The organism is Lacimicrobium sp. SS2-24 (genome assembly GCF_002201535.1).
Lineage (GTDB): Bacteria > Pseudomonadota > Gammaproteobacteria > Enterobacterales > Alteromonadaceae > Lacimicrobium.
In genome coordinates, this window is record NZ_NIWW01000002.1 from 432,519 (window position 1) to 455,690 (window position 23,172).

General features: G+C 49.6%; 18 protein-coding genes. 14 read left to right on the forward strand and 4 right to left on the reverse strand.

All coding sequences use genetic code 11. The features are described from left to right. Positions 1 to 86: 86 nt before the first annotated feature. Positions 87 to 947 (forward strand): delta-class carbonic anhydrase, encoded by an 861-nt coding sequence (locus tag CCY32_RS05740; RefSeq protein ID WP_088329629.1) that lies wholly within the window; start codon positions 87 to 89, stop codon positions 945 to 947. Between the two features lie 153 nt (positions 948 to 1,100). Here the strand turns inward: CCY32_RS05740 and CCY32_RS05745 are convergent, their stop codons facing one another. Then, positions 1,101 to 1,553, reverse strand: a complete 453-nt coding sequence (locus CCY32_RS05745; RefSeq protein ID WP_088329630.1) for a hypothetical protein — start codon at positions 1,551 to 1,553, stop codon at positions 1,101 to 1,103. Positions 1,554 to 1,836: 283 nt separating this feature from the next. On the opposite strand from CCY32_RS05745, the gene CCY32_RS05750 reads away from it, so the two are divergent. After that, positions 1,837 to 2,307 carry an ester cyclase gene (locus CCY32_RS05750; RefSeq protein WP_088329631.1) on the forward strand — a complete coding sequence of 157 codons (471 nt, stop codon included), beginning with the start codon at positions 1,837 to 1,839 and terminating at the stop codon, positions 2,305 to 2,307. Between the two features lie 286 nt (positions 2,308 to 2,593). After that, positions 2,594 to 3,310: a hypothetical protein gene (locus CCY32_RS05755; protein WP_088329632.1), complete on the forward strand. Its 717-nt coding sequence runs from the start codon at positions 2,594 to 2,596 to the stop codon at positions 3,308 to 3,310. Between the two features lie 49 nt (positions 3,311 to 3,359). On the opposite strand, the gene CCY32_RS05760 is transcribed toward CCY32_RS05755, so the two are convergent. Continuing rightward, entirely contained in the window at positions 3,360 to 3,920 is a 561-nt protein-coding gene (locus tag CCY32_RS05760; protein ID WP_088329633.1) for a flavodoxin family protein, read from the reverse strand. A gap of 226 nt (positions 3,921 to 4,146) precedes the next feature. Next, entirely contained in the window at positions 4,147 to 4,890 is a 744-nt protein-coding gene (locus tag CCY32_RS05765) for a FadR/GntR family transcriptional regulator (protein WP_088329634.1), read from the reverse strand. A 166-nt stretch (positions 4,891 to 5,056) separates the two neighbouring features. Here CCY32_RS05765 and CCY32_RS05770 point away from each other — a divergent pair, with 166 nt between their 5' ends. Genes CCY32_RS05770 through CCY32_RS05780 form a run of 3 tightly spaced genes read left to right on the forward strand, consistent with a single transcriptional unit; the run spans position 5,057 to position 8,531 of the window. Beyond that, positions 5,057 to 5,998, forward strand: coding sequence for a sugar kinase (locus CCY32_RS05770; RefSeq protein ID WP_088329635.1), 942 nt, complete (start codon positions 5,057 to 5,059; stop codon positions 5,996 to 5,998). A 33-nt stretch (positions 5,999 to 6,031) separates the two neighbouring features. Further along, entirely contained in the window at positions 6,032 to 7,279 is a 1,248-nt protein-coding gene (locus CCY32_RS05775; RefSeq protein WP_088329636.1) for a DUF4861 family protein, read from the forward strand. A 22-nt stretch (positions 7,280 to 7,301) separates the two neighbouring features. Further along, positions 7,302 to 8,531 carry a DUF2264 domain-containing protein gene (locus CCY32_RS05780; RefSeq protein WP_088329637.1) on the forward strand — a complete coding sequence of 410 codons (1,230 nt, stop codon included), beginning with the start codon at positions 7,302 to 7,304 and terminating at the stop codon, positions 8,529 to 8,531. 178 nt (positions 8,532 to 8,709) lie between these two features. On the opposite strand, the gene CCY32_RS05785 is transcribed toward CCY32_RS05780, so the two are convergent. Then, positions 8,710 to 11,808 carry a polysaccharide lyase family 8 super-sandwich domain-containing protein gene (locus CCY32_RS05785; RefSeq protein WP_088329638.1) on the reverse strand — a complete coding sequence of 1,033 codons (3,099 nt, stop codon included), beginning with the start codon at positions 11,806 to 11,808 and terminating at the stop codon, positions 8,710 to 8,712. Between the two features lie 278 nt (positions 11,809 to 12,086). On the opposite strand from CCY32_RS05785, the gene CCY32_RS05790 reads away from it, so the two are divergent. The 8 genes from CCY32_RS05790 (at position 12,087) to kduI (ending at position 23,151) form a co-directional block, all read left to right on the forward strand. Continuing rightward, a complete protein-coding gene (locus tag CCY32_RS05790; protein WP_088329639.1) occupies positions 12,087 to 13,385 on the forward strand; it encodes a glycoside hydrolase family 88 protein in 1,299 nt (432 codons plus the stop codon). Then, entirely contained in the window at positions 13,378 to 16,521 is a 3,144-nt protein-coding gene (locus CCY32_RS05795; RefSeq protein ID WP_088329640.1) for a glycoside hydrolase family 2 TIM barrel-domain containing protein, read from the forward strand. The genes CCY32_RS05790 and CCY32_RS05795 overlap by 8 nt, the downstream gene beginning before the upstream one ends. A 112-nt stretch (positions 16,522 to 16,633) precedes the next feature. Then, positions 16,634 to 18,193, forward strand: coding sequence for a sodium/sugar symporter (locus tag CCY32_RS05800; RefSeq protein ID WP_088329641.1), 1,560 nt, complete (start codon positions 16,634 to 16,636; stop codon positions 18,191 to 18,193). 20 nt (positions 18,194 to 18,213) lie between these two features. Beyond that, on the forward strand, positions 18,214 to 19,221 hold the full coding sequence (galE, locus tag CCY32_RS05805) for a UDP-glucose 4-epimerase GalE (RefSeq protein ID WP_088329713.1): 1,008 nt from the start codon (positions 18,214 to 18,216) through the stop codon (positions 19,219 to 19,221). Between the two features lie 8 nt (positions 19,222 to 19,229). Next, positions 19,230 to 20,270 carry a UDP-glucose--hexose-1-phosphate uridylyltransferase gene (locus CCY32_RS05810; protein ID WP_088329642.1) on the forward strand — a complete coding sequence of 347 codons (1,041 nt, stop codon included), beginning with the start codon at positions 19,230 to 19,232 and terminating at the stop codon, positions 20,268 to 20,270. Further along, the gene (gene galK, locus CCY32_RS05815; RefSeq protein WP_088329643.1) at positions 20,263 to 21,417 is read left to right on the forward strand and encodes a galactokinase; all 1,155 of its coding nucleotides are present in this window, start codon (positions 20,263 to 20,265) and stop codon (positions 21,415 to 21,417) included. Before CCY32_RS05810 ends, galK begins: the two co-directional genes overlap by 8 nt. Positions 21,418 to 21,515: 98 nt before the next feature. Continuing rightward, on the forward strand, positions 21,516 to 22,289 hold the full coding sequence (gene kduD / locus CCY32_RS05820) for a 2-dehydro-3-deoxy-D-gluconate 5-dehydrogenase KduD (RefSeq protein WP_281492503.1): 774 nt from the start codon (positions 21,516 to 21,518) through the stop codon (positions 22,287 to 22,289). Positions 22,290 to 22,311: 22 nt separating this feature from the next. Next, on the forward strand, positions 22,312 to 23,151 hold the full coding sequence (gene kduI / locus CCY32_RS05825; RefSeq protein ID WP_088329644.1) for a 5-dehydro-4-deoxy-D-glucuronate isomerase: 840 nt from the start codon (positions 22,312 to 22,314) through the stop codon (positions 23,149 to 23,151). Positions 23,152 to 23,172 lie beyond the last annotated feature (21 nt).

A 23,172-nucleotide genomic window follows, 5' to 3' on the forward strand; every position in this document is an offset into this window, starting at 1 on the left:
ATCTGATTTTAATCTTTTCGTAAGGTCTTTTTCAGACTCAGTGCCGTAATCTGAATTGAAACTAACGTATATCAGTAAGGATAACGATGAAAACAACACGTATTACCCGTCAGAAATGGGCTGTTTGTGCAGCAGTGGCCGGTATCGTTGCCAGCTCTGCTGTGGCCAAAGGCGTTAGCGATGACGTCATCTCCACGCAACGTGCCAACCTGGAAGCGAATACCGATGGCAAGGGATTTGGTCCTCAATCTCCCAGAGACATCGACAAGGCCTACGGCACGAACCTGCGGGTATTCGGCACGGCCCCGAATCGCAGCCAGATGAACCTGTGTAATATCCATTTTCACAAAAATGCCGAGCATAAAGGCGGTGAATTCACCACTTATGCCGGGAATGGCGATGGTAAAGGTAAAAACACTGGTTACGTTTACGACGGTGAGCTCTCGGATGCGCAACGTAAAGCTGTCAGCGGTGGGGTCTGTGCAGCCAAAGGTGATCCCTTGCAATCCGGCGATACCATTGAGGTGCATTGGGTTTTCTCTTCTGCACAAGTGAGCCCGGGCCCCACACTAGGTGCCTGTCTGGCTGATAGCACGATGAACCCGGGCTTGCGCGTAGAGGGGCAGGTTTTTGTGTTGGCAAATGACGATAAGGCTCTGGATTTCAATCATCTGGCGGAAGTGGCACAGGTAAATGGTTATGCCCAGGCACCGAATATTCCAATGAATACCGGAGAACCGGTGGCTTATCTGGGATCTACCACAGGCCCTTCGTACAATGAACAAGGCTCCCCGCTACAAGTCAGTTGGAGTGTTCGGCCACAAGTGGCCGTGGTTGATATCAACTCAGTGGGTAAATGGTGTGAGGGAAATGTCTTCGAAGAAGATCACGCCCATGGAGTGCGTAACCTGGTGCAAAACCCTAAACTGTTGTCGCCGATTCAGTAATATAGCCATCCGCGACTGGCCCGGCGTGCGCAATCAGGCGCCGCCGGGTCAATGTGTTCAGCTCGGTTAATTTTGTTGAGATATGCCAGCATTATTAGGGGGGGAGAGAAAAGCAGCAGGGCGATACGGCAGCCCTGGTTTAAAAAGTATCGCTTACTTTCTGAATTTCAGCTCCTGCATCAGGGCGGTACTCATGATGGTTCTGAATTCGGCGCGATTACCGCTCTCTTCAGCCATCTTATCCATACTTTTTTTCGCCCATTCCAGATACTTGCCCCGGCGTTTCTCATTTTCCGCCACAGTAGCCATGTTTTCGAATACGCGAATCAGGTACAGATCCGGCTCATCGGCTCTGGCGTGCACATTGCTTAATACCTGGTAGCTGGTTAACCAGCCCTGAGAAACAGCAAAGTCCAGGTTTTTACGCCATTCGCTGGCCAGCCATTTTGCATATTTGAGTCCCGCACCATCTGCCACTTTAATGCCTGTGACTTCCCAATATTGTCCACCAATAAAGGGTGGCTCATGGTCATCGGCGTAAGCATGTTGTACCGCCAGTACGCTAAAAGCACAAAACACGATTCCTCTGAGTAACAATTTATACATTTTGATTATCTCCGTATCTAAGCGCGCGACAGTGCGCGTCGATTAAACGTAGTCCTCGCCGGATACTTTGTCGAAAAAATAATCAACATAAATTCGAGACAATGGAAGCGCTTACTTCATGGGCCTTTTGCTATCAGGGTTGGGGGCAATCAGGGGCAGCGTAATTTTTTTGAGTAAACACAGGTCTGTCTGACCGAAGCAATATAAAAGCCATGTTCCGGTGCCATTGCGATTAGCGCTGGCATGGTGTTGAGGAATCCTAAAACAAGCATGGAGTAAGATAATGAGAATAGTTGTTCTGGCATCGTGGCTGATAATGACGATAGTGTTTTGCCCGGGGCTCAAAGCGGATGAAGTAGTTTCAGATGACACAAGTGAGTCAGAAGCCATGGTGGTAGATTTTTACCGACGGATATTCATCCTGCAGCAGGATGTTCGCGAAATAGCTGAACGTTACCTGCACCCTGACTATATTCAGCACAATCCCTTTGTGCCCACCGGCAGAGAGGCTTTTATTACCGCTGTGAGCAGCTGGCGAGCACAAATGCCTGAAACCCAGCGAACCCGAATCAAGCGAGTGGTGAGTTCGGCAGATCATGTGGTCCTGCACGTTCATCAATACGATATCAGCAATGACAAGCCAGGCCGCGCCGGCGTGGACATTTTCCGGGTCAGTGACGGTAAAATTGTTGAGCATTGGGATGTATGGCAAGACATCCCCGGTACCATGCCTCACGAAAATGGTATGTTTTGACACAGGAGGCGGGGCTCAGATGAAATCAATGCCCGGCCTACTCAGTTAACATATTGAGCTGTATCAATATTTTTTCTGACCTTAAGGGACTATACTGGATATAGCCTGATCCGATAGGGGTTTGGGCGTCGAACTTTTATTAATTGCAAATAAAAGACGGGGGCATGGCAACTGCTGATGCCTTTTGTAATTAGCCTGATTGGTCATAATGATGTATCCAGCCTCAATATTTTCGAGGCTTAGGGAAAAGCCCAGGATCCGTGCGCTATTGGTGTTTGTCGCCTTCATGATGTGGTTTGGTGTGATTGATCTTCCCCATGCACAGGGCTTTACCATTAATGTTATCAACAATCTGCACTTCTCCGGCGAGCAGTCCGACGTAGAGGCCTTTTTCATCAAAGCGTATGCACCGCTTGGCATTGCCCCCTCTTTTGTGTATTTCCCCTCTTATCGCGGTCTCGATATGGTCAACCGCGGACTGCTGGACGCTGAAGCGGCGCGCACAGAGCTTGTTGCTAAAGAATATGATCACCTGGTCAAGGTGCCTGTGGTGCTGGGTAAATTAAAAGTGGTGTTTTTTTGTCAACCCCAGGCGGATTGTCATTCCCTCGAAAATAAGCGCATCGGTGTGACGGGGGGATACAATATGGGCATAACATTTTGTCAGGACAATCAGTTGAATTGTTATTTTGCGCCCGATCTGGAAACCTTGGTGAAGGTGTTTGACAACAGACGGGTGGACGCCATGCTGGTACCGCTGTATTTGGCGCCCAGCCTGTTATGTCAGAGCCAGACACAGCAATTTGTTTATCGCTATATCCCTGAACTGGAAGCGGATATTTTTCACTATGTGCATCGTTCCCATGGCGCGCTGGTGGCCAAACTGACCGCTTCAATCATAGACGCTCAATCTACCCACCTGCTGCAAGCGGTTCTCGATTCCTGGCGAAAGCGTCTTAATCAGTGCAATAAAAAAGCGTTTGAGTTCGGCACTGAGCAATAGTGGTCAGGGCAAATGGGCGTAGAACACCAGATAAGACAGCTATCGAAAGTCATATGTAACAAGACGCGAGTCTGGCCACCCGCTGCCCCAAATACCGGGCCGTATCGAGATCAGCGCTGTCCGCCTTGCCCGTTGTTGTGCACGCCGTGACGCCCATCTGGCAACCAAGGCGATTGACGCCGTGGGAGCCAAAACCCCGAGGGGTATCCAGGCCGACCCACAGCATGCCATGTTGACTGGCAAACGTACTCATATACTGAAGAGTCATGGATTGATCACCATTGAGGTTGCTGCCACAGGTAAAACCGGCAGCGAGTTTCCCTGCCCACTGTTGTTCACACCACAGTTCGCTGGTGGCATCGGCAAAGGCCTTAAACTGCGCCGCTACTCCACCCATATAGGTCGGTGAGCCGAAAATGATCCCATCGCAATGGCGCAGTCGTTCTATCAGGGCCATGTTGATGAAGCGGCCATTAAGGATTTCTCGCCCTTCTAGTGCATGGCAGATGACGGTGGTATGGGGCTGATACTCAAGACCCTGGCGAATGGATTGTGCCAGTGCCTGTGTAACCCCGGTTTGACTGAAATAAATCACAGCGATAGTAGACATTGCGCTCCCCTGTAAATGAAGATTCAGGGGTAGCCTAAAACCTCAGGTTAAGATGAGGTCAATAGTTCGCCGCAGGTTGATAATGACCATGAGTTCGCCGCAGGTTGATAATGACCATGACGGATCACCCGGGTGATCTGTCATTGGGATGCTAAAGCCTCCCGTTTCCATATAAACAGAAGTTAATAAGCCGTGTATTTAACACTCTTAATTGGCTAATCGCTGGTTATTTAGTGACCGCTTTTTTAGCCAGCGCTCTATGACGCTTAAGGCTGTTCCCCAGGTGCAGACGCACCGCTTCTCTGGCATCTTCTTCGTTTTTGTCCTCAATGGCTTGGGCCAGGCGACGGTGTTCGTCATGCAATTGTTGCAGATATTCAGGTTTATTCGCAGTTTTATCGTATTTACTGATCAGATCCCGAGATGGTATAGCCCCCGAGCCAATGTACTTGATAAAACGGGCAAAATAAGGGTTGCCTGAGGCATCAGCAATGGCTAAATGAAGAGCCAGATCCTCTTTGACGGCGTCTTCCCCCTGATTTTTCTTGGTCTCAAAATCTTCAATACACTGCCATATCCGTTTCATCTGGACTTTTTTACGATTACGCGCAGCCATTGCCGACATTTCCAGTTCTACTGCCATACGAAGTTCGAGTATTTGAATGGCGTCTTCAATCGAAGCGAATTCATTCGTTTCGATTTCAAAAGGACGACTGGTCACCCCATCAGCAACAAAAACGCCAATTCCTTGTCGGCTGATAATCAGTTTTTCCGCTTTGAGGGCTGCTACCGCTTCTCTGACAACACTGCGACTTACTCCAGCTTGCTCTTCAATTTCTTTGGCTGTTGGCAGTTTTGTGCCGGGGGGCAGATTGCCATCGAGAATTTTCTGTCGAAGTGAATTTGTCAGGTCGATAGACAGGCTACGCGAGCCCTGTAACTGCGAAATACTGAAAATTGCGTTTTCCATAATATAACTTTCTCTGTCATCTGATCTGAAGATAATACTATAGCTGAAGTATCTTCAGCACAATACAACGGGTTATTTGCGTATCAACGGCTATGTAAAGCAATTTGATATTACTAAAGTTTAAAGGTAATGTCATATGTTGTATGAAGACATATAAGTGGTGGCAATGAAGGTACTTGTGATAGGGGAGTGCATGGCCGAGTTTCGCCAGAATGACTGCGGAAACTGGCAGCAAGCCTTTGCTGGCGATGTGTTTAACACCGCGGTGTATCTAAAAAGACTGTCGGCCCAAACTGATGTGGCGTTTGCGTCAGTTGTCGGTATCGATATGTTTAGTCGAGCTTTGCGAACATATTGTGATAGCGAAATGCTTAATTCACGATGGCTGAAGTGCCATCAGGAGCGCTCCTGTGGCTTGTATTTCATTCAGACAGACAGTCAGGGTGAGCGGCAGTTTTCCTATTATCGGGAAAATTCAGCAGCACGCACGCTCATTCAGATGTTGAGTGACGATGACTGGCTGGAATTCGCTGAGCAGATGGATTGGGTGTTTGTGTCCGCTATTAGTCTAGCCATTTTATCTGAAGAGAATCGACAAGGATTGTTCCAGCAGTTACAGAGATTGCAACGTTGTGGGGTGAAGCTGGCTTTTGACACCAACTATCGTTCATCTTTGTGGGAATGTCCGGATATTGCCAGAGTCTGGATCTATAAGATGTTGGCAGGCAGCGATTTAGCCTTCGCCGGGGCGGAAGATATGGCTGGCGTACTCAACCATTGTGGTATGAATGCCAAAGATGTTGCCAGAGAGCTGACTCCCTTAAAAATTCCGGAATTGGTGATTAAAGCAGGCAAAGAACAGGTGCTGGTGATAACACCAAATTATCATTATGCCTTTGAGATCGAGCCGGTCGACACTGTTGTTGATACCACTGCGGCAGGAGACTCTTTCAACGCAGGATACCTGGCGGCTCTGCTGGATGGGCAGCCGCTGTCTGAGCGTGTGCAGTGGGCTGCATCACTGGCGTCAGAGGTTATTCAGCATGCCGGTGCCATTATTCCACCTTCTGCAATGCCGACAATGGTTCTAAACACGTCTGATAGCTAGCAGGTTAACCGGAATATTCCAGGAGAGACATTTATGAGTTTACATTCTATTCGCCGAACGGCATATCTTGCCCTTCTGCTTACCGCTTCCTCAATGACCGGATGCCAGTATGCAGCACAATCGGGGTCTCAAATCACTATTACCAATCCTTCCTCCATTGACAGGCAGGATGAGGTGGTCAGAGTCCCGCTAACTTCACTGGGGCAGGCGGAAAGTACGCTGATCCACAGCGAGGTGATGCTGGACAATGGGCGAACAACAATACCCGGGCAATGGCTGGATACGGATAAGGACGGTCAGCCCGACGAGCTGCTATTTAGTGTTTCCGTGCCCGCTGAGAGTAAGGTGAGCTATGAATTGGTAGGTACACAAAACGCCAATCTGAGTAAGCGTACTCACGCCGAACTTGGGGTGCGACAGAATGCAAAATGGCAGGATGGGCGCCTGACCGGCGGTAGCTTTAAGTCAGCGAAAGCAATGACTCTGCCGGAAAAGCATGAAATTGGTGATGGTTTATTTAAGTACGAAGGCCCGGGTTGGGAATCCGACAAGGTGGCCTATCGGCTTTACTTTGATCAGCGCAATATACTCGATATTTTCGGTAAGCGCCGTTCTGACATCACCCTGCCTCAGGTTGGGCAGGTAGGGGCACCGTCATATCATGAGCTGCAAGACTGGGGGATGGATATTCTGAAGACGGGGCCGTCTATCGGCCTTGGCAGTGTGGCGTTCTATGAAGATGGGCAGGCGAGACGTATCGATAATAGTGAAATGATGCAGGTCAGTATTGCTCACAGCAGCCCTCTTTATAGTGAGGTCAATGTTGCTCACCGCGGATTTGTCAGCAAAGAGGGCCTGGCTGCTATCGACACCCACTATAGTATTGCCGCGGGCTCTGCCCTGACTAAAGTCACGGTATCCGTTGAGGGCGAGGCTCCGCCTCTTGTTACCGGGATTGTAAAACACGTGGAAACATTGATGCGTTCAGACTTGCAACAGCAGGGAGACTGGCATTATGTCGCCACCTTTGGTCCTCAGAGTTACATCAATGATGCACTGGGTATGGCAATTTTTTATCGGGCTGAGGATCTTCAGAAGCTTGGTGAAGATCAACACAACCATCTTGTGGTCATGAAGCCATCAGCCAAACACTTGCAATATTACTTCGCTGGCTATTGGCAACAGGGGCCCGATGGTATCTCAGATCAGGAGCAGTTTAAGACCGAACTGGAGCGAACACTCACACGCCTTAATCAACCATTACAACTACAGATTGATTAAAAAGGGATTAAAAGGAAAGACCATGAAGGGTATCCAACGACTTATTCAAATTCTTACGCTCAGTATTTTTTTTACTGTTCCGGCAGTGGCCGAAGTCTCTGATCGTCAGCTTTGGGTTGACCATTTGACTAAACTGGCAGATCCGGTATTGCGTAATCTGGCCAATGAAACTCTGAAACGCTCAATACCTGATAAACAAGGCGAATATGAGCCAGAGTATGGGCAGCGTATTCAGTATGCGCCGCTCGAGTCATTGGGGCGATTGATGGCCGGGTTGGCACCCTGGTTGGAATTAGGTCCAGCTGATACGGCGGAGGGCAAACTCAGAGCCGAATATATTGCCTTGGCGCACAAGGCGATCGCCAATGGCGTGAATCCCGATTCACCGGACTATCTGAACTTTGACAATGGCCATCAGCCGTTAGTTGATGTGGCTTATTTAGCGCAGGCCTTCATTCGTGCACCGCAACAGCTTTGGTATGGGTTGTCAGAGCCGGTGCAGAAAAACGTGCTGGCGGCATTTGAAAAGACCCGCAAAATTACGGACACCCCATACAGTAACTGGCTGATGTTTCCGGCCACACTGGAAGCGTTTTATCTGAAATTTGGCTACGAGGCCAACCTGCCGAGGATAGAGTTTGGTTTGCACAAACATAAAGACTGGTATGTGGGCGACGGCGTATACTCTGACGGGGAACCCTATCACTGGGATTACTATAACTCCTATGTTATTCAGCCCATGCTGGTGGATGTACACCAGATCCTGAAAGACAAGACCGGACATCGCCTGAATGCCCTCTATGAAAAGGTGATGGCACGTTCACAGCGTTATGCCGCTATTCTGGAAAGACAAATCTCGCCACAGGGTACGTATCCGATTGTTGGCCGCTCTGCCATTTATCGCTTTGGTGCGTTTCAGACTTTGGCACAAATGGCGTTAATGGAGCGTCTTCCAGCAGAGCTTAGTGAAGGTCAGGTGCGGGCAGCCATGACTGCAGTAATGAAGAGATTACTGAGTGACGTCAGTTATGACGATGATGGCTGGTTAAAGATTGGTGTGATAGGCGAACAAGTCGGCTTGGCTGAGCCCTACATTTCTGCTGGCAGCTTGTATATGGCGTCACTGGGATTTTTACCCCTTGGGTTGCCAGCTGAACATTCATTCTGGACCAGTCCGTCCGAAGCCTGGACAGCGAAAAAAGTGTGGGGTGGAGACAGTGATGTGCAGCGGGATAAGTCGTTAAAAGACTAAGCGCCACATAGTTTTAATAACGAGCACCAGAGCTACCTGAAAAAGCCTCCGCATGTGGAGGCTTTTTTATTTCTTTTTAATGCCCGTGTATTAATGACATTCAGACAGTGTGATTAAACCTGACGATAGTCACAAAAAAGCCCCGGACAAGCCGGGGCAGTCATGGCCACTAGTAAGTTCAGAGACCGATCACAATCTGTGGCTGATTGTTATCCTCCTTGCTGTCAATGGCGGTGTAAACCTCCGCATCGCTGCCCTCGATAACAAAACTGAGATGCTTGTCACCCGCCAGCTCAGCATTAACAAAATCAGTAATATCCACTGTTATCCACTGGTTATCGCCGGATACAGCGGGCTGCGCAAAGAGCCAGCCACTAGCCGGGGCCGTATTCCAGCTCAGGCTTTGTTCGTTCCAGCCGTCGCCGGTTTTATACAGGTTCAGGGTTGTGGCGGCATCCGTGTTGCGCACATGCAGTTTAAGCTGGGCCTGACTGACATTGTCTGTACTTAACTTACTGAGATCCCACTGCATCAATACTTTGCGATTGAAGCCGCTGCTACTTGGCTTCGTTGCCATATATGACCAGCTTCCGTAGTTATCATTAGCGTAACTACCATCTCTAACCATGGCATCTTCGCTAGGCAGTAATGCCATTGGTGTGATCAGCAACTGAGGTGAACTACTGTGCTCTTTACTGTCAATGGCGGTGTAGGATTCAGGGTCACCACCTTCGATGATAATACTTGCCGTCTGGTCAGAGGCAAGTTCACTGTTGATATAGCTGGTTAAATCCAGCATTAGCCACTGATCGTTGCCACTTATGCCTGGCTGGGCAAGCAAGACGCCTTTATTCGGTGCCGTGTTGTGGGTTAGCGACAATTCCTCCCAGTTATCAGCGCTTGCATACAGCTTAATAGAGGCAGCATCACTGTTGCGAATGTGTAGCCTGAGGTTGGCTGACTGGAGAGATGTGTTCGCCAGTTGACTCAGGTCCCACTGTAAAAACCCCGCCCGCTGAAAACCACTGACGCTGTCTTTAACTGCAATATAGGAACGGTTCCCATAGTTGGTGTCGGCATAACTGCCATCCCGGGTATAAGCATCATGGGCGGGTAATATAGCGGGCGTGGCCGAGCATTCACCAGTAGTTCCGTCAAATGTCACGGGTTGACCACGACCCAGATCGGCCGTGCTACCGGGCATGGCAACCAGCTCTTTTTGCGTTAGCCCGCTGTTATCGGTCCAGCATATCCCCACATCCATACCGCCACTCCCTGGTGTGGCGAGCATGATTGACGGGGTGCTGAGGCTCTGGTCAATCAAAACGGCACTGGAATGAGTCACACTGATGGTTTCACCGCCTGGCAGTATCAGACTACCAGGCTGATAAAAGACGATCCCAGTTGTTTGAGTATTCTGGTGGTAGACGGCTTGCAGTGATTCGTTATTTACCAGGATGTCGATGCCAGAGGATTGAGCCGCATTTTGGGTCTCGCTAACTGAAACGTTCGGCAGGATAATGTAGGCATAATCATCTGATGCAGGCTGATTACCATGGGCGATCGCAAGTTTAAACACGTCTTTACTTATGAGTGAGTCAGACTTGCTTTCGTTGATGCGTTTCCAGCTGCCATTTTGGGATTGCAGGCTGACAGTACCGGACCAGTCGTTGGGAAACAGATAACCTACGTTTTTATGATGTACCCAACCAGCGTTGGTCAGGTTATGAGTCCCGATGTTCAGTGCACTGCCATCAACCGTGACGTCACCATCAAGCAGATTCTGCTCAACGGTAGTGAACACGTCATTAACATGCGTGGAGTTAATATCACTGCCCAAAGCTACGATCATATCTTCGAAGTGAAACCAGGCTTTGTTAGCCCGGGTTGCGAGAATATCCAGTTTCATTACACTGATACCTGCATCGCCACTGCTCACTCCGCCCACAAAAGTTGAATTGTGTAATGGTGATTCACCCCAACTGCTGCTGGGGCCTTCATAGGCAGGGCCGGTGACGCCGGGTAGCTTTGTCCAGTCCCACACCGGGAAAATATCCCGATATTCCTGACCACTCTGGTATAAGAAGGTGTTTCCCAAACCAAGCCAGAAGCCGAGCAGATTTTCACCGTTGCCTGTTTCGCTGGAGCGGACCCGGTTCGAGCTCATGTGTACGCTAAAAAGGTACTCAGGGCGGGCGTTGATACTGTAGTCGGAGCGCCAGTAATGCTTGTACTGATCCAATCCCGAGGGGCCGCCATTGACATGAGCGCGGAACGCCTGGGTTTCACTTGCTCGGGCAGGTACCAGGGCCTCTACATAATCAATGCGCTTTAGCAAGGTGTCATTACTGAGCATCAGCGGGCCAGGACGGGATATGGAACGGCCGCCGGTGCTGTAGTCCATGCGACCATGGCGGGTCATCCAGCGATCACCATCAAGAAAATAGTCTGTGATAATATTCACTTTGCTTTGCGGATAAGCCCACTGTAAATCGCGCACCTGATACGCCCAGTAAAGTGAACTGCCCAGCAACACCTTGCCATAGGACCCGTTATGCAGCAGTGGTCCGTGTTGATGGTAGGAATTATCCGGCTGGATGCCCTCGGCTGTTGTCTGCACAATGCTGTCGCCAATACCATCAATGCCGGCTTGCACTCTGTTGCCGTCATTATCCAGCAAGCCGCCGTAAATGACTGACTGCGATATGTCTGTTCGGTTCGCACCTGTCATTGACGGTGTAGTAGGGAAATCACTCAGGATATTGGCTTTTTGATACGGTTGGAGTTGTGATTCGAGTATCAACCCTATTGGGCCAAGGTATTTCTGTTTGCCGATATCTCCCCACCACCAGTTGTCGCTGACAGGATTAACCTGATACCAGTAGTCAATGCCATCTGACAGCTGAGACAACTTGGCGGATGTCGGTGTCTGATAGTAGTCGGCGGCCATTGTTCTAAGCCTTGCCAGGTGTTCTGATGGCGCCCATTCTGAGCGTGAGATATCCGTGTAGTCGATATCACTCCAGCTGCCATTGGATTGCTGACTGTTGTAATAGTCCGCAGCCAGAACACTGATAGTGGTGCTGTCCTCTTCTGCCCGCTGCTGTTCATCACTGATAAAGTCGGGTATTAGGCGGGTCTTTAGTGTGGCAATTTCGCTACTTTGAGCCGCTGACTGATGGCTGTAAATCAGCAGAAAAGTTAACAGCAAAGATAATAAAACCGGCTTTATGTTGAGCCATATCCGTACGCCTGGCTCGAATTTTGTGTTTATCATATTTCGCTCCGTTGTATTTAGGGGGAGCAATAGGGCGTCCAGCGATATTGTTCCGCAAGAATAGAAGGTCTTCCATTTTCAAAGGTCTCTTAATTGTTAACATGAGGTTAAAAATCATTCAACTTAATATCACATGTATGAAGACTTATATCTCTTAAATTGTTGAATAAAAACAATATTAATTATTAGGTGGAAAATAAATAATATGTAAGTGTTGTTACTGAAGTGTTTTTTAAATATAGTTGTATGAAGACTGACAAGTAGTTTTGAGGATTAATATGAGCAATGCCACAGCCGGGTTCATTTTTGTATGTCGTAAAATTCGTGCCGCGAGCATCATCAGTCTTCTGGTCGTGGGCGGGTGTCATTCTGCTCCTGCTCAGACAATAAACTTAAATCAGGCAAACCTGATCGAGACAATGGAAACGGTATCGGACTGGCAGTGGAAGCAGTTTGATGCCAACCTGAATCAGTTTGTAGGTTACGATGAGTCCGCACATATGTCTCCTTCATCGGGAGACAGTCACCCGCAGGGCTGGGTATATGCGGCTTTTTATGTTGGTATGGCCCGCTATGCCCGCTTAGCTCAGGAGTCAGGCAATGATGAGCACCTTGAGCGTCTAAAACGCATTGCCAAACGCAGTGGTTACCTTTTTGCCCCGCGTATCTACAATGCTGATGACTATGCCATCGGCCAGTTATATCTGGATTTGTATGAAAAATATCAGGATCCGGCGATGATCACTCCGTTGCAGGTGATATTTGACCAGATCCTGAACTCCCCGCCAACAGTGGATCTTCGCTTCGAGCGCGTTACTCAGAAATCTCAGTTCACCGGCGAATTGATGGCTGATTACTTTGATGGTCGGGACTTTAGCTACGTACCCTGCAAAAACCGCTGGTGCTGGGCCGATGCACTTTTTATGGGGCCGCCGGTGTGGTTTCATCTGGCCAATGTAACCGGCGACAAGCGCTATCGTGATTTTGCCAATCAGGAATTCTGGGAAACAGTAGATTTGCTCTGGGATGAAGAAGATCACCTGTTTTTCCGTGACACCCGATTTTTTGACAAGCGCGAACCCAATGGAGAGAAAGTCATTTGGGCCCGGGGTGTGGGTTGGGTAGCCGCAGGCCTGGCCAGGATATTGGAACAGCTACCCGCCGACTATCCTGAGCGACCTCGCTATGAGGACATTTTCAAGAAACTGATGGCGCGTCTGGCCGGTGCTCAGCAGCCTGATGGATTCTGGCGACCGTCAGTACTGGCACCTGAAACGCAGCCCTACAAAGAAACCAGTGGTACGGCATTGATGGCCTTTGCTTTTGCTTCCGGTATCAATCAGGGCGTGTTGGATAAAAACACCTATATGCCAGTGTTGCTGTCGGCCTGGCAAGGCCTTAAAAGTGCCATTCAACCCGATGGCAAGCTTGGATGGGTACAACAAATTGCGGCATCACCAGAGTCGGTGGATGAAGACGATTCTCAGATTTATGCAGTGGGGGCGTTTCTGCTGACTGGTACGGAGTTGTATCGATTGTTAGAGGAAGATAAAGCCAGGGAGCAAGCACATGACTAAGTTTCTGCAAACAATCTTAACCTCTGCCGTTATCCTTTCAGCCGCAGTCCTGGCAAGTGAGGGGCCTAACCCGACTCATTGGCAGGATCAGAATGTGATTCAGCTCAACAAGCTAGAACCGCGCGCCAGTTTTTTTCCATTCATCAGTGAGGAGGATGCGCAGAAAGCCCCTGAGCAGGCCGCTAATTACCAGAATCTGAATGGTCGCTGGCAGTTCAAGTGGCTGGAAAAGCCGTCACTGACAGCGACGCTGGATCAGCAAGGTAAGCCCTTTTATGCCTCTGGTTATGACGATTCTCAGTGGGACAGTATTGAGGTGCCATCCAACTGGGAGGTACAGGGCTATGGTATTCCCATTTACCTGAATATCCCTTTGCCTTTTGAGAAGAATCCGCCGTTTATTCAGGAGCATAACAATCCGACAGGCCTTTATCGAAAGGGATTTGTGCTGGATAAAGACTGGCAGGGCAAAGAGGTGTTCCTACACTTTGGTGCGGTCAAATCAGCATTTTATGTCTGGGTAAATGGTCAGCGCGTGGGGTACAGCCAGGGTAGTAAGACGCCGGCGGAGTTCCATATCACGCCTTACCTGAAGTCTGGCGATAATCAGATTACCTTGCAAGTTCTGCGCTGGAGTGATGGCAGTTACCTCGAAGATCAGGATTTCTGGCGTTTATCGGGAATTACCCGCGATGTCTATCTGTATGCCACTCCGCAGCAGCGTATACAGGATTACTTCGCCAAAGGGGGCCTGACCAATAACTACACTGACGGGCAGTTAGCATTGTCAGTAGACATACAGAATTTAACTGAGGAAAAGGCCAAAGGGCTGCTTCAGGCGCAATTACTGGATCAGCAAGGCAAAGTGTTGTGGCAGTCATCCCAAGACTATGATGTCGCAAAGGGTAACCAAGATTATGAGTTTAATGCAGAGATTGCTGATGTAAATGTCTGGAGCGCGGAGACTCCCAACCTCTACAGACTTGAACTGAGATTACACAATGCCCAGGGGCAGTTGCAGCAACTGGTTAAGCGGGATCTGGGCTTTCGGGATGTAAAAGTCGAGAATGCACAGTTGCTGGTAAACGGCAAACCGGTGCTGATCAAGGGCGTGAATCGTCATGAGCACGACCCGGATAGCGGGCAGGTGGTCAGTCGTCAAAGCATGCTCAAAGACATTCAGCTATTTAAACAGTTTAATATCAATGCTGTTCGTCTGGCCCATTATCCTAATGATCCCTATTTTTATGAGTTGTGTGATCGCTACGGTATTTATGTCATCGATGAAGCCAATATCGAGTCTCATGCTTTTTATTATGGCCTTGACCGTGGCGAAAGCCTGGGTAACAACCCCGCCTGGAAAAAGGCCCATCTGGCCCGTATTGAAGCGATGGTGGAGCGGGATAAGAATCATCCATCGGTTATTGTCTGGTCATTGGGCAATGAGGGCGGTAATGGTTACAACTTTTTCCATGCCTATGACTGGGTAGATGCGCGGGATCCGACTCGGCCAATCCAGTATGAGCGCGCTATCAATCAATGGAATACGGACATGTATGTGCCGCAGTATCCCAGGCCTGAAGATCTGAAAGCCTTTGCACAGAGCAATGATGGCCGGCCCATGATCATGAGCGAGTATGCCCATGCCATGGGTAATAGTGTGGGTAACTTCCGCGACTTCTGGGTCTATATTCGTCAGTACCCCATGTTGCAGGGTGGCTATATCTGGGACTGGGTCGATCAGGGCTTGCGCAAGACCAATGAAAAGGGCCAATCCTTCTTTGCCTATGGTGGTGATTATGGCCCCCCTGGAACACCATCCGATGGTAACTTCCTGCTCAATGGTCTGGTGAATCCGGATCGCCAGCCTCACCCGTCACTGTATGAGGTCAAAAAAGTCCATCAAAATATTCAGTTTACCGCCAAGGATTTGGAAGACGGTGAGATTGAACTGTTTAATGAGTATTTCTTCAAGGACCTCAGCGACTATCAACTGGTATGGCAGGTACAGGCGGATGGTGAAGTGATCCAAAGCGGTCGCGTTGAAGAGCTTAAACTTGGCCCTCAGCAATCGCGGACACTGGAACTTGACTATGACATTGAGGATGAAGATCACCGCGAATGGTTCTTAAACTTAAGTGTGGTAACCAAACAGTCTCTGCCGTTACTGGAGCAGGGACATGAAGTGGCTAAAGAACAATTTAAGCTGCCGGTTCTTCAGCTGGCCAGGGAGCAATCCAGTTACGATGATTTACCCGCGCTGAAGCTGTATGACACGGAGCGAATTGCGACAGTGGCCGGGCAGGATTTTGAAGTGCGCTTTTCTAAATTGCGTGGGCAACTGGCTGGCTGGCGTTCTCATGGCCAGGAACTACTTAAACAGGCTCCAATGATAAACTTTTGGCGTGCCCCGAATGATAATGACTTTGGTGCCGGTTTACAGGACAAGCTTCGGATATGGAAGCTTGCCTCGGAGCGTCAGACACTGGAAAACGCATCTCTGGTTCGCTACGACAATGGCGATATTGGATTTAAAACCCGCTTCGCTGTGCCGGATGTAGAAGCTGATGTTGCCATTGATTACCGCGTGAATCGCGCTGGTGATGTGCAGGTGGACTATTCCCTGACGCTGCATAATGACGACATTCCGATGATCCCAAGAGTGGGTCTCAATCTGGAATTGTTTAAGGAGTTTGACCAACTCAGATTTTACGGTCGTGGTCCCCATGAGAATTATCAGGATCGCCATTACAGCGCCCATGTGGGTCTGTATCAAAGTACAGTGGAAGAACAATACCATCCCTATATACGCCCCCAGGAAAGTGGTTATAAAACTGGGGTTCGTTGGGCAAAGCTGGTTAATCAGCACGGCCAGGGTGTTGCCATAGTGGGTAGACCAACTTTTGATTTCAGTGCGCTGCATTATCGTATTGCAGATTTAGACCCTGGCATGGTCCGCCAGAATTATCATTCCGGCGAACTGGAGCCCAGGGAGCTGGTCAGCGTCAATGTTGATTTCGGCCAGATGGGCGTGGGTGGTGTGGATAGCTGGCAGACGCCGATGTTACCACCTTACACACTGAGCCAGAGGGAATACCAGTACAGCTTCAGTCTTAAAAGTGTACAACCGGACTAATTAGTCTCCCTGACGTTGCCCCACCTGGGTGGGGCATTTTTTTAACCCGCTTTTAGTTGTCAGATGAGATGATGTCTTTTAACTTGATTGTCATGATACGGAGCAAGAAAACATGCAATTAACTGTGTTGGATATCAGTGTTTTTTGCATCTACGTGATGGGGCTGATTGGGCTTGCCTGGTGGGTGTCACGAGAGAAAGAGGGCCATGATAAAGATACGAATGACTATTTTCTGGCTGGCAAGTCCTTGCCCTGGTGGGCCATTGGCGCATCTTTAATTGCTGCCAATATTTCGGCAGAGCAAATCATAGGCATGTCAGGATCGGGTTATCAGATCGGTCTGGCCATCGCCTCTTATGAATGGATGGCGGCAATTACACTTATTATCGTCGCCAAGTACTTCTTACCCATTTTCCTGAAGCGGCAAATTTATACCATGCCACAGTTTCTCGAACAGCGTTTTGACCACAGGGTCAGGACCCTGATGGCGATCTTCTGGCTGGGGGTTTACGTGTTTGTCAATCTGACCGCAATCCTGTGGTTAGGGGCTTTGGCCATTCACACCATTACGGGTATCAATATGGTCGCAGCCATGGTCTTCCTGGCACTTTTCTCCGTCGCTTACTCTCTCTATGGCGGACTAAAAGCAGTCGCGCTGACGGATATTATTCAGGTGATATTGCTGGTGGCTGGAGGTCTGTTCTTAACTTATACGGCGTTAAATCTGATTGGTGACGGACAGGGTGTGCTGGCCGGATTCAGTGCGCTGACCAATCAGGTACCTGCCAAGTTTGACATGATTCTATCTGAAGACAGTCCTCATTATGCTGACTTGCCAGGCCTTTCGGTATTGTTGGGTGGTCTGTGGGTGATGAATCTGTCGTATTGGGGCTTCAATCAATACATTATTCAGCGTGCTCTGGGCGCCCGCAGCCTCGAAGAAGGCCAGAAAGGCATCGTTTTTGCCGCTTTCCTAAAGATACTGATGCCTGTGATTGTGGTTTTACCTGGAGTGGCCGCAGTGATTCTGGTGCCTGGCTTGGATAGGCCGGATCAGGCCTATCCTCAACTGATGACGCTGATGCCTGAGGGACTAAAAGGACTGGTTTTTGCCGCCTTAGTGGCGGCTATCGTTTCATCGGTCGCGTCGATGAGCAACAGTATCGCGACGATTTTTACCATGGACATCTATCAGCACCGGGTACCGGGCCGTTCACAACATCATTATGTGAAGGTGGGGCGTATTGTCAGTCTGATTGGGTTGACTCTGGCACTGCTGACGGCGAAGCCGCTATTGGGTCAATTTGACCAGGCCTTTCAATATATTCAGGAATTCACGGGCTTCTTTACACCGGGCATTGTGGTGTTGTTCTTACTGGGCATGTTCTGGCCGCGTGCTACCGCCAATGGTGCGTTAGCCGCAGCGCTCGGATCTGCATTGATGTCTCTCATATTTAAGCTGGCCTGGCCGGCCCTGCCTTTTATGGACAGAGTGGGGCTGGTGTTTGTGCTCTGTCTGATCACAGGTGTATTGGTTTCACTGTTACATAAAAATCAGACCACAGAGCCCAATGCGTCACACCCAGTCAGCTTCCACACCGGTCCCGGTTTCAACCTTAGTGCTGTGGGTGTATGTGTTCTCGTGGCGGCATTTTATTTTACGTGGTGGTAACGATGACGAATAGAGGTTCCATTGATGTTCTGGTTACCGGTGGGCTGGGATATGTGGGGAGTCACACTTGTATTGCCTTGCATCAGGCCGGTTACAGACCGGTCATTTATGACAACCTGAGTAATGCCAGCATTGTTGTATTGGACCAGCTAGCGAAAATCTGTGGCAAGCGGTTTAGTTTTATCCAAGCGGATGTGGGCGATGCTTTGGCGTTAAGACAATGCTTTACGGATTTTTCAATAGAGGCTGTATTGCATTTTGCGGCTTACAAAGCGGTGGGTGAATCTACCGCTCAGCCCCTGAATTATTATCAGAATAACGTCTGTCACAGCGCCACCCTGATGTCTGAGATGCAGAATGCTGGTGTCCGGCGTCTGGTATTCAGTTCATCGGCAACGGTTTATGGTGTGCCGCAATATCTTCCTATTGATGAGAATCATAGCAAAGCGCCGACCAATCCTTACGGGTGGAGCAAGTTGATGGTGGAGCAGATAATGCGCGATCAGTGTTCAGCAAATGCTGACTGGCTGGCCATTGCACTTCGTTATTTTAACCCTGTTGGAGCACATCCCAGCGGCTTGCTTGGCGAAAATCCAAGCGGTATTCCAAATAACCTGATGCCATATGTGACCCAGACGGCGACAGGACACAGAGAAAAACTCTATATCTATGGCAATGACTATGACACACCGGATGGCACAGGTGTGCGTGACTATGTGCATGTGATGGATCTGGCCGAAGGTCATGTGCAGGCAGTGGATCGGCTGTTTAGTGAGCAAGGGTTTCATGCGTTTAACCTGGGCACAGGTAACGGCGCCTCTGTACTGGATGTGCTTAAAGAGTTTGAGTTGGTGACTGGCGTGTCCGTCCCATACTCGATAACACATCGTCGTCCCGGTGATGTAGCAGTATCTGTCGCTTCACCGGCTTTAGCCAGGCAGGTATTGGAATGGCATGCGCAACGTGATCTTAAAACCATGCTTGGTGACAGTTGGCGTTGGCAATCAAATTATCCCGAGGGTATTTAGGAGTGGTTATGAAGAACCTGGAATTTCCACATCGGCGGCGAAACCCACTGAGTGGTGAATGGGTATTGGTTTCGCCTCATCGCAATAACCGGCCATGGAATGGGGCTCTGGAAAGTCATTCAGAGCCTCACTTACCGTCCTATGAGCAGGACTGTCCGCTCTGCCCCAAAGTAGAAAGGGCGAACGGTGAGGTGAACCCGGACTACACCAATACCTTCGTGTTTAATAATGACTTTGCGGCCTTGCTGCCCGACTCACCGGAAATCATGAGCGCAAAAGATGATCTGTTGCAGGCCGAATCATCACAAGGCTGTGCCAGAGTTATTTGTTTTTCTCCGAGGCACGATAAAACGCTGCCGGAGCTATCATTAGATGAGTTAACTCATGTCGTTTCTACCTGGAAAAGCCAGTATCAGGCGCTGAGTCAGGACTACGCCTGCATACAGATTTTCGAGAATAAGGGTGAAATGATGGGATGCTCACAGCCGCATCCTCACGGGCAGATATGGGCCCACCATCATCTTTCCACTGAAGTTGAGCGGGAGGATGTGCATCAGGCCGGATATTACCGGCAACATGGTCGCTCACTGCTGGGTGACTATATAGAGCGGGAGCTTGACCAGCAGAACAGGATTGTAGAGCAGAATGAAAACTGGCTGGCCGTCGTGCCCTACTGGGCTGCCTGGCCATTTGAGATATTGCTGATCGTTCGCGCCGAGGTCAGTGATTTTACACAACTGAATCAGGCACAACAGCATGACCTGGCCGCTATTCTGAAAAATATCACTACCCGCTATGACAATCTTTTCCGGTGCCGCTTTCCCTACTCTATGGGGTGGCACAACGGACCTGCGACCGGTCAGGATAACCGGCACTGGCGATTGCATGCACATTTTTATCCACCGTTGTTACGTTCAGCCACGATCAAAAAACACATGGTGGGTTATGAGATGTTGGCCGAGAGTCAGCGGGATCTGACCCCGGAGAAGGCGGCAGCAGTACTTCGCCAGCTTCCGCTTACTCATTACAAGGAGGAGGGTCATGACTGAATCCGATGTCGGGCAGGCCTTCCAAAGGTATTTCAAAACTGCTCCTCAAGGCATTGCCAGCGCGCCCGGACGGGTTAATCTGATCGGTGAATTTACGGATTTTAACAATGGCTTCGTCTATCCGGTTGCACTGCAATTTCGCACCCAGACGGCCTATAGACTCAGAGATGACAATGAGGTTCGCGTCATTTCTCATAACTATCCCGGGGAGTCGGATCAGTTTTGTGTGGCAAAGGTAGTTACGCCGGGTGAATGCCAGTGGGGCAATTATGTGCGAGCCGTATTTGCCACCTTTCAGCGTCGTGGATATCGCTTGCGAGGGATGGATTTGGCCATTGCCAGCAATGTACCTCAAGGGGCCGGTTTGTCATCGTCGGCCGCATTAGAAGTGTCGATTGCTGGTGCAATCAATGCGGCGTTGTCATGCGAACTGACGCCAGAACAGATGGCACTCATCGGCCAGCAGGCCGAAAATGAATTCATGCATTGTCAGTGCGGCATTATGGATCAATTGGTGTCTGCAACCGGCAGAGCCGGTCAGGCGGTTCTCATCGATTGTGCGGATCTCAGTACCGATTTTGCCCCCCTGCCAGAACATCTTTCCTTACTGGTTATCAATTCCAATGTCCCTCGAAAGCTGGTGGACAGTGCATACAACCAAAGGCGTCAGGATTGTGAAGACGCCGCTCGTATTATGGGACTGAAATCACTGCGAGATGCCACTTTGCCCATGCTGCAACGGCACCGTTCGTTATTGACAGACAATCAGTTTGCGCGGGCCAGGCATGTGATCAGTGAGAACCATCGGGTAATTGATTTCCATCGCGCTCTAAAAGATAGCGATATACAGCAAATGAGCGAGTTGATGCGAGCCTCTCATCGGTCTTTGCGTGAGGATTTTGAAGTGACAGTGCCTGCCACGGATGGCTTGGTGTCAATTTGTGATGATCTCCTCGGAAACACTGGCGCTGCCCGTATGACGGGTGGTGGCTTCGGAGGCGCAATTCTTTGCTTGTGTCCTCACCATCAGGTGGAAGAGCTCTGTCGACTTATAGAGCAAATCTACCCTGACAAATTTGGCTTACAGGCTGATATCTATATAGCGCAAGCGGGTAACGGATTAACGGTAGAGATGTTGTCGGTTTAAATCGGCAATAGGTTCTTGACACGGAGTTAACAGATGTTATGTTGTATGAAGACATACAACATAAGTCATATTAGACTGGTAGATAATGAGGCTTAAGCATGATGAGCCAGATAGAGAGTACTTTTTCTTTAGTAGGTAAGACGGCACTGGTCACCGGGGCCAGTCGCGGGTTGGGGCAGGCCATGGCAATTGGTTTGGCCAGCGCAGGGGCAACAGTAATTTGTTCAAGCTCTAAACAAGGCGGTTGCGATGCGACCCGTAACGCGATTTCAGAATTCAAAGGCCAGAGCCATGAACTGGTTGCTGACTTAAGTCAGCCTGAACAGGTCATCGCGTTGGCAGAACAGGCTTTGAGTGTTACTGGACAAGTCGATGTTCTGGTCAATAATGGCGGTACGATAGCGCGCAGTCCGGCGGTGGATTATCCCTTTAACGACTGGAAGCAGGTGATGGATGTGAATATCGATGCGCCTTTCCTGCTGAGTCAGATTATCGGTAAACACATGGTCGAACGTGGCAGCGGAAAGATAATCAATATCGCCTCCATGTTGTCATTTACGGGCGGTATTACCGTACCTGCCTATGCTGCCAGCAAGCATGCCATTGTAGGCCTGACTAAAGCGCTGGCGAACGAGTGGGCTGGCGCAAATGTGCAGGTTAACGCGATTGCTCCGGGGTATTTCCGCACAGACAATACAGCGGCCTTACAGGCCGATCCCGAGCGCAATAAGGAAATTGAAAAACGCATTCCGGCCGGGCGCTGGGGTGAACCGGAGCAGCTAAGCGGTGCAGTCATTTTTCTAGCCTCCCGGGGTAGTGACTATATCAATGGCCATGTATTAGCCGTCGATGGCGGCTGGCTGGCACGCTAGAATCAATCAGGAGACCATCATCATGGTAGATTATGAAGTATTGTATGCGGTCGGGCATAATGAGTTTAAGAGCTTTGGTACAGAGCAAATTCGCGATAACTTCCTGCTCTCGGAATTGTTTGTCGAAGACAAAATTAAACTGGTTTACACCCATTATGACCGCTTTATCGTTGGCGCTGCGGTGCCGGTAAAAGGGGCATTAGAACTTGATAGTATTGACCCCCTGAAAGCCCCCTATTTCCTGTCTCGCAGAGAGCTGGGTATGATCAATGTGGGTGGCGCGGGCAGAGTGACAGTCGATGGTCAGACATATGAAATCGGACAAAAAGAAGCGCTCTACGTCGGTGCCGGTAACGAAAGGGTATTGTTTGAGAGTGCAGATGAAACCCATCCTGCACAGTTTTATCTGAATTCGGCTCCGGCTCATGCACAGTATCCGGTGAAAAAGGTTGGCCGTGATCAGGCCCGGGTGCTGGAACTGGGTTCTAAAGAGACGTGCAATGAGCGCGTTATTAATCAGATGATCATCAATGGGGTGGTAGATACCTGCCAGTTGCAAATGGGTATGACATGCCTGCAGCCAGGCAGTATCTGGAATACGATGCCGGTGCACCAGCATGATCGCCGTATGGAGACGTATCTGTATATTGATGTTCCCGAAGATCAAGCCGTCTGCCATTTTATGGGCGAACCCAAAGAAACCCGGCATATCTGGATGTCCAATAAACAGGCTGTGGTTTCGCCCTCCTGGTCCATCCATAGTGGTGCAGGTACCGCCAATTATACCTTTATCTGGGGGATGGCGGGCGAAAATCTGGATTATGATGATATGGACAAATACGGCCCTGCAGAGATACGTTAACAGCTTGTTGTTATTTTTACT